Origin of the sequence: Streptomyces sennicomposti (assembly GCF_019890635.1) — a bacterium.
In the GTDB taxonomy this organism is placed as follows: Bacteria; Actinomycetota; Actinomycetes; order Streptomycetales; family Streptomycetaceae; genus Streptomyces; species Streptomyces sennicomposti.
Genome location: NZ_JAIOAB010000100.1, coordinates 1 through 12,262, shown reverse-complemented (window position 1 = coordinate 12,262; position 12,262 = coordinate 1). Strand labels below are relative to the sequence as shown.

10 protein-coding genes and 1 tRNA gene are annotated in these 12,262 nt (G+C 71.0%); 8 read left to right on the top strand and 3 right to left on the bottom strand.

Going from position 1 to position 12,262, the window contains the following annotated elements; translation table 11 throughout:
• Positions 1-152 precede the first annotated feature (152 nt).
• Positions 153-950 carry a dioxygenase family protein gene (locus K7787_RS30660; protein ID WP_247721454.1) on the top strand — a complete coding sequence of 266 codons (798 nt, stop codon included), beginning with the start codon at positions 153-155 and terminating at the stop codon, positions 948-950.
• 298 nt (positions 951-1,248) lie between these two features.
• Here the strand turns inward: K7787_RS30660 and K7787_RS30655 are convergent.
• A tRNA-Leu gene (locus K7787_RS30655) sits at positions 1,249-1,332 on the bottom strand.
• 645 nt (positions 1,333-1,977) lie between these two features.
• Between K7787_RS30655 and K7787_RS32200 the strand changes: the two genes are divergently transcribed.
• The 7 genes from K7787_RS32200 to pknB all read left to right on the top strand — a co-directional run bounded on the left by K7787_RS32200 (position 1,978) and on the right by pknB (position 10,291).
• A complete protein-coding gene (locus tag K7787_RS32200) occupies positions 1,978-2,100 on the top strand; it encodes a hypothetical protein (protein ID WP_267882879.1) in 123 nt (40 codons plus the stop codon).
• Positions 2,088-2,945 carry an FHA domain-containing protein gene (locus K7787_RS30650; RefSeq protein ID WP_223003642.1) on the top strand — a complete coding sequence of 286 codons (858 nt, stop codon included), beginning with the start codon at positions 2,088-2,090 and terminating at the stop codon, positions 2,943-2,945. Before K7787_RS32200 ends, K7787_RS30650 begins: the two co-directional genes overlap by 13 nt.
• A 10-nt stretch (positions 2,946-2,955) precedes the next feature.
• On the top strand, positions 2,956-3,474 hold the full coding sequence (locus tag K7787_RS30645) for an FHA domain-containing protein FhaB/FipA (protein WP_009189617.1): 519 nt from the start codon (positions 2,956-2,958) through the stop codon (positions 3,472-3,474).
• Between the two features lie 140 nt (positions 3,475-3,614).
• A complete protein-coding gene (locus K7787_RS30640; RefSeq protein WP_078512061.1) occupies positions 3,615-5,153 on the top strand; it encodes a Stp1/IreP family PP2C-type Ser/Thr phosphatase in 1,539 nt (512 codons plus the stop codon).
• A gap of 27 nt (positions 5,154-5,180) precedes the next feature.
• Complete coding sequence (locus K7787_RS30635; RefSeq protein ID WP_009189615.1) at positions 5,181-6,620, top strand: FtsW/RodA/SpoVE family cell cycle protein; 1,440 nt, start codon at positions 5,181-5,183, stop codon at positions 6,618-6,620.
• Complete coding sequence (locus tag K7787_RS30630; protein ID WP_009189614.1) at positions 6,617-8,101, top strand: penicillin-binding transpeptidase domain-containing protein; 1,485 nt, start codon at positions 6,617-6,619, stop codon at positions 8,099-8,101. The genes K7787_RS30635 and K7787_RS30630 overlap by 4 nt, the downstream gene beginning before the upstream one ends.
• A gap of 171 nt (positions 8,102-8,272) precedes the next feature.
• Positions 8,273-10,291 carry a Stk1 family PASTA domain-containing Ser/Thr kinase gene (gene pknB / locus K7787_RS30625; RefSeq protein ID WP_223003641.1) on the top strand — a complete coding sequence of 673 codons (2,019 nt, stop codon included), beginning with the start codon at positions 8,273-8,275 and terminating at the stop codon, positions 10,289-10,291.
• 102 nt (positions 10,292-10,393) lie between these two features.
• On the opposite strand, the gene K7787_RS30620 is transcribed toward pknB, so the two are convergent.
• Complete coding sequence (locus tag K7787_RS30620; protein WP_223003640.1) at positions 10,394-11,134, bottom strand: class E sortase; 741 nt, start codon at positions 11,132-11,134, stop codon at positions 10,394-10,396.
• Between the two features lie 15 nt (positions 11,135-11,149).
• Positions 11,150-12,262, bottom strand: a 1,113-nt coding sequence (locus tag K7787_RS30615; protein WP_372456710.1) for a class E sortase, incomplete at its 5' end; no start/stop codon positions are given.

Here is a 12,262-nt window from a genome sequence, read left to right as displayed (position 1 = left end):
TGCCGCCCCCCCGCCGCGACGAGCCCGCCTCCGCCCCGGGCGCCAGCCCCCGCCCCGGGACCGGCACCGACCCCGTCCACACAACCGCCCCCGCATCCGCATCCGCCTCCGCCCCCGCACCCGCCCCCTCGCCCACCCCCGGAACCGAACGCCTGATCAGCCGCAAGAGCCTGCTCAGGGCCGCCGTCGCCGCGGGCGCCGCCCTCCCGCTGCTCTCGGGCACGGTGGCACTCGCCCGGGACTCCGCGGGCCGAGGACGCTCCCTGCCCGCGACGCCCGCCTGCGACGACGGCGACGGCCCGACGCACGACCAGATCGAGGGGCCGTACTTCAAGCCGGACTCCCCGCTGCGCACCGACGTGGTGACGGCCGGCACCACCGGCACCCCGCTCACCGTCAGCGGCTACGTCTTCGGCCGCAACTGCGTCCCGCTGGCCGGAGTGCTCCTGGACTTCTGGCAGGCGGACGACGCCGGGAACTACGACATGGCCGGGTACACCCTGCGCGGCCACCAGTTCACGGACGCCAAGGGCGCGTTCACGCTGACCACGATCGTGCCGGGCCTCTACCCGGGCCGCACCCGGCACCTCCATGTCAAGGCCCAGGCCCCCGGCCGGCCCGTGCTGACGACCCAGCTGTACTTCCCCGGCGAGCCGCGCAACACCACCGACTCCCTGTTCGACGCGACGCTGCTGATGAACGTGCGCGGGGCCGGCGGCGGCAAGGAGGGCACCTTCGACTTCGTCCTGAACGTCGACGGGACGCCGGGCCCGGGCGATCCGACCGACCCGCCCACCGACCCGCCGGGCGGCACATGGGTCCCCGGCCACGCCTACGCCGCCGGGGACCGGGTCACCTACAGCGGCGCCGCCTACCGCTGCGTCCAGGCCCACACGTCCATGACCGGCTGGGAACCGCCCAACGTCCCCGCCCTGTGGCGCCGCGAGTGACCTCCGCGGGTGCGTGCCGGCCGTGACCACGGCCGGCACACCCCGAACCGACCGCCGCCCCTCGAACCCACCACCGCCGTCCCTGCCCGACCAGCGCCCCCTCGAACCGACCACCGCCGTCCCGGCCCGACCACCGCCGCCCCGCGGGCCCACGCCCGCGAGGCGTCCCCCTGGCCGGAGGCCTGAGACCTTGCTCACAGCCGTCGGCGAACCGCTCCGCCACGACCGGAGACATCCGCCACACCGGGACAAACAGAAGTGGGCGGCATCGTGATCACGATGCCGCCCACTTCATCTGTGCGCGAGGGGGGAGTTGAACCCCCACGCCCTTTCGGGCACTGGAACCTGAATCCAGCGCGTCTGCCTATTCCGCCACCCGCGCATTGGGTGTGTCTTCCGACTCCGGGCCCTTCTTTCGGGCCGTTCGCCTTCCGACACGCAGAACATTAGCACGCCCCCCAGGGTGGATTCACATCGCTTTCCAGGGGCGGGCCTGCGGCGCTTTCCCGGGGCGGGCCTGCGGCTTCCCCGCCGGGCGGGGAAGCGGAGGCCGCCCGGCGCGCCTGCGCGCACGTCCTGCCGCGTCCCGTCGCGCCACGCCGGGCTCGCCCGCCGCGCGACCCGCCCGAAGGCCCCATCCGCATCGGGAAGCCCCGTCCGCATCGGGAGGCCCCCTGTCCACAGCGGGAGGCCCCTGTTCCGTATCGGGAAGCCCCTGTTCCGTATCAGTGAGTGTCCGTTCACGTATCAACCTCGTACCGGTCCGGCCCGTCTTCCCCGGAGCCGGGCCGAGCCCGCGGCCGGGTGCGGGACACTGGTCTGCGGCCGCCCGTACGATCCTGGGCAGGAGTACGACACGGAAGCACGGCACGGAAGCACGGCACGGACGTACGGCACGGCGGCAGGCGGCGAAGTTCGGCGACGGGCTGCGCGGGGAACCTCGGAGGACAGCTCCCGCGGCACGGCGCGGGGCGCGTCGACGACCGTCGACGGGGCCGACAGGGGGAACCAGCCGATCGACCGGCGCGTGGATACGATCAGTAAGCAGTACCAGGTAAGCAGTACGCAGCAGCACGACGGCAAGACCCGCAACACCGGCAAGAACCGCAGGTACGGCCACCACGGAGGAGGTGCCCCATGGGAGTCCTGAAGAAGTTCGAGCAGCGTCTCGAAGGTCTGGTCAACGGCACCTTCGCCAAGGTCTTCAAGTCCGAGGTCCAGCCCGTGGAGATCGCGGGCGCGCTGCAGCGCGAGTGCGACAACAACGCCACCATCTGGAACCGCGACCGCACCGTCGTGCCCAACGACTTCATCGTGGAGCTGAGCGCGCCCGACTACGAGCGCCTGAGCCCCTACTCCGGCCAGCTCGGCGACGAACTGGCCGGCATGGTGCGCGACTACGCCAAGCAGCAGCGCTACACCTTCATGGGGCCGATCAAGGTCCACCTGGAGAAGGCCGAGGACCTGGACACCGGCCTGTACCGGGTGCGCAGCCGCACCCTGGCCTCCTCCAGCAACCAGCAGGCGCCCCAGGGACCGCCGCCGGCCCAGCCGGCCGCGCCACCCCGCCCGGCCGCCCCCGGCGGCTACGGCTACCCGCCCGCCGCGCCGCCCGCGGCCGCGCCCCCCATGCCGGCCGCACCGCCGCCCGGCCGCCCCGGCGGATACGGCTACCCGCCGGCCGCCGCGCCGCGGCCCCCGCAGGCCGGCGGCCGCACCCGCTACTGGATCGAGATCAACGGCACCCGCCATCAGATCTCCCGCCCGACGCTGGTGCTGGGTCGCAGCACCGACGCCGACGTGCGGATCGACGACCCCGGCGTCTCCCGCCGGCACTGTGAGATCCGGACCGGAACGCCCTCGACGATCGCGGATCTCGGGTCCACCAACGGCATCGTGGTGGACGGGCAGCACACCACCCGCGCTACGCTCCGCGACGGCTCGCGGATCGTCGTGGGCAGCACCACCGTTATCTATAGGCAAGCCGAAGGGTGAACCGGGGGCAATGTCAGAGCTGACCCTCACGGTCATGCGGCTGGGTTTCCTGGCCGTACTGTGGCTGTTCGTGATCGTGGCCGTGCAGGTCATCCGCAGCGACCTGTTCGGTACGCGCGTCACCCAGCGGGGGGCCCGCCGGGAAGCCGCACGGCCGCAGCAGACCGGGCGGCAGGCGGCGCAGCCTCCGCAGCAGCGCGGCCAGCAGGGCGGCGGCGGCCGGCAGCGCCGCAACGCCCCCACCAAGCTCGTGGTGACCGAGGGGACCCTCACCGGCACCACCGTCGCGCTGCAGGGCCAGACCATCACCCTGGGCCGCGCGCACGACTCCACCATCGTGCTGGACGACGACTACGCCTCCAGCCGCCATGCCAGGATCTACCCGGACCAGGGCGGCCAGTGGATCGTCGAGGACCTCGGTTCCACCAACGGCACGTACCTGGACCGGTCCCGGCTGACGACTCCCACGCCGATCCCGCTGGGCGCGCCGATCCGCATCGGCAAGACCGTCATCGAGCTGCGGAAGTAGTGCTACGTCATGAATGAGCGCGAGCGGAGCGAGCACGCAGCGGCGGCCGGCACCCAGGGCCGCGGCGCGCTCCCGACCGGAGGGTGGGCAGTGTGGCTCGACACGATCGGCTGTACCCGGAGCCGACGGGCGAGGTGCGCATGAGTCTGTCACTGCGCTTCGCCGCCGGATCGCACAAGGGCATGATCCGCGAGGGCAACGAGGACTCCGGCTACGCCGGCCCCCGGCTCCTCGCGATCGCCGACGGCATGGGCGGCCAGGCCGCCGGCGAGGTCGCCTCCTCCGAGGTGATCTCCACCATCGTCGCCCTGGACGACGACGTCCCCGGCTCGGACCTGCTCACCTCCCTCGGCACCGCCGTGCAGCGCGCCAACGACCAGTTGCGCGCCATGGTCGAGGAGGACCCCCAGCTGGAGGGCATGGGCACCACGCTCACCGCCCTGCTGTGGACCGGCCAGCGCCTCGGCCTGGTGCACGTCGGCGACTCGCGCGCCTATCTGCTGCGCGACGGCGTGCTCACCCAGATCACCCAGGACCACACCTGGGTGCAGCGCCTGGTCGACGAGGGACGCATCACCGAGGAGGAGGCGAGCACCCACCCGCAGCGCGCCCTCCTGATGCGCGCCCTCGGCAGCAGCGAGCACGTCGAGCCCGACCTGTCCGTGCGCGAGGTCCGCGCCGGCGACCGCTACCTGATCTGCTCCGACGGCCTGAGCGGCGTCGTCTCCCACCAGACGATGGAGGAGACCCTCGCCAGCTACCAGGGCCCGCAGGAGACCGTGCAGGAGCTGATCCAGCTCGCGCTGCGCGGCGGCGGCCCCGACAACATCACGGTGATCATCGCCGACGTCCTGGACCTGGACACCGGCGACACCCTCGCCGGGCAGCTGTCCGACACCCCGGTCGTGGTCGGCGCGGTCGCCGAGAACCAGAACCACCTGCACGACAACGGCATCATGCAGACCCCGGCCGGCCGCGCCTCCGGGCTCGGCCGCCAGGGCGGCGGCCAGGGCGGCGGCGGCGAGTTCGGCCCGCCCGGCTCCGGCGACGCCGACGGCTACGCCCCCAGTGGCGGCTTCGCCGGCTACGGCGACGACGACTTCGTCAAGCCGCGCAAGGGCCGGCGCTGGCTGAAGGTGTCCCTCTACAGCGTGCTCGCCCTCGCCGTCATCGGCGGCGGCCTCTACGGCGGCTACCGCTGGACGCAGACGCAGTACTACATCGGCGCCCAGGAGGACCACGTCGCCCTCTACCGCGGCATCAGCCAGGACCTCGCCTGGGTGAAGCTGTCCAAGGTGGAGACCGACCACCCCGAGATCAAGCTCACCGATCTGCCGGAGTACTGGCAGAAGCAGGTCAAGGGGACGATCGCCGAGAGCAGCCTCCAGGCGGCCCGCAAGAAGGTCGACGAGCTGTCCGTGCAGGCCTCCGCGTGCCGCAAGGAGGCCGAGCGGCGCGCGGTCGAGAGCCAGAACAAGCCCAAGCCGGACGCGAGCAAGGCGAGCGGCACCACGGGAACCACCCGTACCGCCTTCACGTCCAAGGCCACACCGGCCCCGAACCAGTCGGCGTCGAAGTCCCCGTCTCCGTCCACGTCCGCGACCGCGTCCACACCCAGCCCCGGCCCCACTCTCTCGGAGGAAGAGCAGAAGGTCGTCTCGGCGTGCGGTATGCAGTGAGCAAGCCGTGAGAGGCCCTGTCACACGATGAGCAGTACTTCCAACCCGCCGACGCACCACACGTCCACGATCGGCGCCATCGGGGCGCCGAGCCGCCGCAACACCGAGCTGGCGCTGCTGGTCTTCGCCGTCGCCATCCCCGTGTTCGCCTACGCCAACGTGGGTCTGGCCATCGACGGCTCGGTGCCCTCGGGCCTCTTGAGCTACGGCCTCGGGCTCGGTCTGCTGGCCGGCGTCGCCCATCTCGTGGTCCGCAAGTTCGCCCCGTACGCCGACCCGCTGCTGCTGCCGCTGGCGACGCTGCTCAACGGGCTCGGGCTGGTGTGCATCTGGCGGCTCGACCAGTCGAAGCTGCTCCAGTCGCTGCCCAACTTCTTCACGGCCGCGCCCCGCCAGCTGCTGTACACGGCGCTGGGCATCGCGCTGTTCGCGGTGGTGCTGGTCTTCCTCAAGGACCACCGCGTCCTGCAGCGCTACACGTACATCTCGATGTTCACCGCGCTGGTGCTGCTGGTCCTGCCGCTGGTGCCGGGCCTCGGGGCCAACATCTACGGCGCGAAGATCTGGATCAACATCCCGGGCCTCGGCTCGCTCCAGCCCGGCGAGTTCGCCAAGATCGCCCTGGCCGTCTTCTTCGCCGGCTACCTGATGGTGAAGCGGGACGCGCTCGCCCTGGCCAGCCGCCGCTTCATGGGCCTCTACCTGCCGCGCGGCCGCGACCTCGGGCCGATCCTGGTGGTCTGGGTCATCTCGATCCTCATCCTGGTCTTCGAGACCGACCTCGGCACGTCACTGCTGTTCTTCGGCATGTTCGTGATCATGCTGTACGTCGCCACCGAGCGGACCAGCTGGATCGTCTTCGGTCTGCTGATGTCCGCGGCCGGCGCGGTCGGCGTCGGTTCCATCGAGCCGCACGTCCACCAGCGTGTGGAGGCGTGGCTGAACCCGCTGAACGAATGGAAGCTCAGCCGGCAGGGCATCGGCGGCCACTCCGAGCAGTCCATGGAAGCCCTGTGGGCCTTCGGCTCCGGCGGCACCCTCGGCAGCGGCTGGGGCCAAGGCCACTCGGACCTGATCAAGTTCGCCGCCAACTCCGACTTCATCCTCGCCACCTTCGGCGAGGAGCTGGGCCTGGCCGGCATCATGGCGATCCTGCTGATCTACGCCCTGATCGTGGAGCGCGGCGTGCGCACCGCGCTGGCCGCCCGCGACCCGTTCGGCAAGCTGCTCGCCGTCGGCCTGTCCGGCGCCTTCGCGCTCCAGGTCTTCGTGGTGTCCGGCGGTGTCATGGGTCTCATCCCGCTGACCGGTATGACCATGCCGTTCATGGCCTACGGTGGTTCGTCGGTGCTGGCCAACTGGGCGCTGATCGGCATTCTGATCAGAATCAGCGACACCGCCCGCCGCCCGGCACCCGCCCCCGTCTCCAACCCCGACGCCGAGATGACCCAGGTGGTCCGCCCGTGAACAAGCCCCTGCGCCGGATCGCGATCTTCTGTGGCCTGCTGGTCCTCACGCTGCTCATCCGCGACAACTGGCTCCAGTACGCCAAGGCCGACAGCCTCAGGAACGACGAGCTGAACCGCCGCGTCACCATCGCCCGCTACTCCGTGCCGCGCGGCGACATCATCGTGGGCGACACCCCGATCACCGGCTCCACGGAGACCAAGAGCAACGGCTTGAACGACCTGAAGTACAAGCGGACGTACAAGGACGGCCCCATGTGGGCGCCGGTCACCGGCTACGCCTCGCAGGCCTTCGGCGCCACCCAGCTGGAGAACCTCGACGACGGCATCCTCACCGGCAACGACGACCGGCTCTTCTTCCGCAACACCCTGGACATGATCACGGGCAAGCCGAAGCAGGGCGGCAACGTCGTCACCACCCTCAACGCCGCCGCGCAGAAGGCCGCCTACAACGGACTGAAGTCCCGGGGCAAGGGCGCGGTGGTGGCCCTGGAGCCGTCCACCGGCAAGATCCTGGCGCTCGCCTCCTACCCGTCGTACGACCCCTCGTCGTTCGCCGGGGCCTCCAGCGCGGACGGCAAGGCCTGGCAGCAGCTCCAGAAGAAGAACAACCCGGACGACCCGATGCAGAACCGGGCGCTGCGCGAGACCTACCCGCCGGGCTCCACCTTCAAGGTGGTCACCGCGGCCGCCGCGCTGGAGAACGGCCTGTACACCTCGGCCGACCAGCACACCGACTCGCCGGACCCGTGGATCATGCCGGGCACCCGGACCCCGCTGCCCAACGAGGGCAACATCCCCTGCAAGAACGCCACCATGCGCGAGGCGCTGCGGTGGTCCTGCAACACGGTCTTCGGCAAGATCGGCGCCACCCTCGGCAACGACAAGATGCTCGCCGAGGCGAAGAAGTTCGGCTTCGACAGCGAGCAGTTCACCCCGGTCCGCTCCAACGCCTCGGTCTTCTCCGAGAAGATGGAGCCCTCGCAGGTCGCGCAGTCCTCGATCGGCCAGTTCAACACCGCCGCCACCCCGCTCCAGATGGCCATGGTCGTCTCGGCGATCGCCAACGACGGCAAGCTGATGAAGCCGTACATGGTGGACAAGCTCACCTCGCCGAACCTGGACACCCTGGAGCAGACCCAGCCGGAGGAGATGAGCCGGCCGCTGTCCTCGAAGAACGCCCAGATCCTGCAGTCCATGATGGAGACGGTCGTCACGGACGGCACCGGCAAGAACGCGCAGATCGGCGGCGGCGTGACCGTGGGCGGCAAGACCGGCACCGCGCAGCACGGCGTCAACAACAGCGAGAAGCCGTACGCCTGGTTCATCTCCTACGCCAAGACCAGCGACGGCAGCGCGCCGGTCGCGGTCGCCGTGGTCGTCGAGGACAGCGCCGCCAGCCGTGACGACATCTCCGGCGGCGGCCTGGCCGCGCCGATCGCGAAGAGCGTCATGGAGGCGGTCATCAACTCCAAGAAGTGACCCCCATCACGTCCCCTTCACATCGGTGCACGTTGCGATACCGGTCCTGTATCGGGTGACGAGCTTGGCCAGGTCACACAGAACGAGCCGGGTACGGTAGGCCCGGACGGCAGTCTCCGGCCGCGCGCGACCGCGCCGGCCGGGACCGACGGAGAGGGCTGGTAGGGAACTATGGAAGAGCCGCGTCGCCTCGGCGGCCGGTACGAGCTGGGCCATGTGCTCGGCCGTGGTGGCATGGCGGAGGTGTACCTCGCGCACGACACCCGCCTGGGCCGCACCGTGGCGGTGAAGACGCTGCGCGCCGACCTGGCGCGTGACCCTTCCTTCCAGGCCCGGTTCCGCCGGGAGGCCCAGTCGGCCGCCTCGCTCAACCATCCCGCGATCGTCGCGGTCTACGACACGGGCGAGGACTACATCGACGGGGTCTCGATCCCGTACATCGTGATGGAGTACGTCGACGGCTCCACGCTGCGCGAGCTGCTGCACAGCGGCCGCAAGCTGCTGCCCGAGCGGGCCATGGAGATGACCATCGGCATCCTCCAGGGCCTGGAGTACGCCCATCGCAGCGGCATCGTCCACCGCGACATCAAGCCGGCCAACGTCATGCTGACCCGCAACGGCCAGGTCAAGGTCATGGACTTCGGCATCGCCCGCGCCATGGGCGACTCCGGCATGACGATGACGCAGACGGCCGCGGTCATCGGCACCGCCCAGTACCTCTCGCCGGAGCAGGCGAAGGGCGAGCAGGTGGACGCCCGTTCGGACCTGTATTCGACGGGTTGCCTCCTCTACGAGCTGTTGACGGTCCGTCCGCCGTTCGTGGGCGACTCCCCGGTCGCGGTGGCCTACCAGCACGTCCGCGAGGAGCCCCAGCCGCCGAGCGTCTTCGACCCGGAGATCACGCCCGAGATGGACGCGATCGTGCTGCGGGCGCTGGTCAAGGACCCCGACTACCGCTACCAGTCGGCCGACGAGATGCGCGCCGACATCGAGGCCTGCCTCGACGGCCAGCCGGTCGCGGCCACCGCCGCCCTCGGCGCGGTGGGCTACGGCGGCTACCCGGACGACCAGCCCACGACGGCGCTGCGCTCCGACCCGGGCGCCGGTGCGGCCACGACGATGCTGCCGCCGATGAACACCGACGACGGCGGCTACGGCTACGACGAGCGCCCCGACCGGCGCGGCCGGCAGAAGAAGTCGAACACCTCGACGATCCTGCTGATCGTCGCCGCTCTCCTCGTCCTCGTCGGCGCCATCCTGATCGGCAAGTACGCCTTCAGCGGCCACGGCGTGAACAACGACACCTTCAAGGCGCCCAACTTCGTCGGCCAGACCTACGCCGACGCCCAGAACTCGGCGGAGAACGTCGGCCTGAAGCTGGCGCAGCCCACCCGCAAGCCCTGCGACGACCAGCCCAAGGGCAGCGTCTGCGACCAGGACCCGAAGGCCGGCACCGAGGTCAAGAAGGGCGACACGGTCAACCTCGTCGTCTCGACCGGCGCCGCGAAGGTCCAGGTCCCGGGTGTGGGCGGGCTGAGCCTGGACGAGGCCAAGTCCAAGCTGGAGGGCGACCCCTACCAGTTCAAGGTCGAGGTCCAGTACCAGGAGTCGACCGAGCAGGAGAACACCGTCCTGGAGCAGAAGCCGGTCAACGGCCAGGAGGTGGAGAAGGGCTCGACGGTCACCCTGACCGTGGCCAAGGCGGTGGCGAAGGCGACCGTGCCCGACGTGCGGGGCAAGACCTGTGACGAGGCGAAGTCCCTGATGCAGGACAACGACCTCGTCGGCAACTGCACCGACGTCCCCACCACCGACGCCAACCAGGACGGCAAGGTCATCGAGACCGTCCCGGCCCCCGGCACCTCGGTGGACAAGAACTCCCAGGTCGCCATCCACGTGGGCAAGCTCCAGCAGCAGCAGAAGGCCGTGCCGGACGTCCGCAACCAGACGCTGGGGACCGCCAAGCAGATCCTGGCCCAGAACGGCTTCACCAAGGTCCAGGTGCTCGGCAGCCAGGACGACAACGCCCGCGTCATCCAGCAGAACCCGCAGCCCGGCCAGCAGGTCGACAACCCGGGTGACACCCAGATCATCCTGACCGCCATCGCCGTCAACGGCGGCGGCAACAACGGCGGCAACAATGGCGGCGGCGACAACCAGGGCAACGACAACGGCGGCATCTTCGGCTGACCGCCCGCCCGTCCCGTCCCGACGTACGAACGGAGCCCCGGCGCCCTCTCGATGAGGGCGCCGGGGCTCCGTCGTGTCCGGGGCGCGAGGAGCGCTACCGGCTCACCGCAGTTCCTTGGGCGGGGTGCGCTTGGCGTCCACCTCGTCCACGCGGACCAGTTCGCCCCACACCACGTACCGGTAGCGGGACGTGTAGACCGGGGTGCAGGTCGTCAGGGTGATGTAGTGGCCGGGCTTGGTGACGCCCGACTCCTTCGGGACCTGGGAGAGCACGTCGACGTTGAACTTCGAGGTCTCCGGCAGGATGTCGTAGACCTTGTAGACGTACCACTTGTCCCGCGTCTCGAAGACGATCGGGTCGCCCTTCTCGATCTTGTCGATGTTGTGGAACTTCGCGCCGTGCCCGTCCCGGTGGGCGGCGAGGGAGAAGTTGCCGTCCTTGCCGGTCGTCGGCAGCGTCGCCTTGACCGGGTCGGTGTAGTAGCCGGCCACGCCGTCGTTCAGGACGTCCGTGGAGGCGCCCTTCTTCACCAGGACCTCGCCGTTGCGCAGGGCCGGGACGTGCAGGAAGCCGATGCCGTCCCTGGTGTCCAGCGCGCCGGGGCCGCCGGGGGCGGAGTGGGCCCACTGGTCGCGGATCCGGTCGCCCTGCCGGTCGGCCTTGCGGTCCGCTATGACGTTCGTCCACCACAGGGAGTAGACGACGAACAGGCCGAGCACCAGTCCCGCCGTGATGAGGAGTTCGCCGAGGACGCTGACCGCCAGGGCCAGCCGGCCGCGGCGGCGGCGTGGCGCCGGGCGGTCGTCGGTGTGCACTGCCGTGTCGTCCGTGGTCGCTGCCACTGTCGCATCTGCCCTTTAACTGACGAGCGCATCCGGCTTGCCCTTGCTGCGCGGCCGTTCCTCGACCATCTTGCCCCAGACGATCAGCCGGTACTTGCTGGTGAACTCGGGGGTGCACGTGGTGAGCGTGATGTAGCGGCCGGGACCGGTGAAGCCCGACCCCTTGGGGACCGGGTCCAGCACGCTGGTGTTGGCCGGCGACGTCACCGGCAGCATGCTCGTCATCTTGTAGACGAAGTACTCGTCCTGCGTCTCGACGACGATCGGGTCGCCCGGCCGGAGCCTGTTGATGTACCGGAACGGCTCGCCGTGGGTGTTGCGGTGGCCCGCGAGGCCGAAGTTGCCCGTCTTCGCGTCCGGCATCGCCGTGTTCAGGTCGCCCGGTCCGTAGTGGCCGACCATGCCCTTGTCCAGGACCTTCGTCTTGCTGGTGCCCTCCGCGATCGGCACCACCACGTCCAGCTTCGGGATGTGCAGGATGGCGAATCCCTGCCCCGGCTCGAACGTGCCCGGACTGCGCTTGCCGCTCGCCCAGTCGTCCTGGAGCTGGTGCGCCTCGTCGCCCGCCTGCGCGTGGGCGCGGACGTTCGTCCACCACAGCTGGTAGGTGACGAAGAGCAGCATCACCACGCCCAGGGTGATGAACAGTTCGCCGAGGAAGCGGCTGACGAGGACGGCCGGGCCGGGCCGGCTCGCCCGCGCCAGCCGGCGGGCCTCCACCCGGGACAGCGGCGCGGCGGCCGCCTCCGCCCGCGCCGTCCCCGCCACCGGACCCGCCGCCGGACCCGCCACCGGACCCGCCGCCGTCCCTCCGGCCGCTCCCGCTCCGCCGCCACGGCGGCCGTGACGGCGCCTGGCGGCCTTTCTGCGGGCCGCGCGGCCCTCACCGGGCGCTCCGGCCTCCGGAGTGCCGGCCGGGGCTCCAGAGGCCGCCGACGGCGGCTCCGGGACCCGCAGCGCCATCGTCTCGTCGTCGCCGACGGACGCACGCGGGGGCGTGGCACCGCCGGGCACGCGCCGGGGAGCCGACCCCGGAGCGGAGGCCGGGCCCGGAGCGCGGGCGGGGCCGACCCGACGTCCCCGGACGCACCTTCCCCCGCCGACCCTCTTGCACCCTCCGCCCCGGAC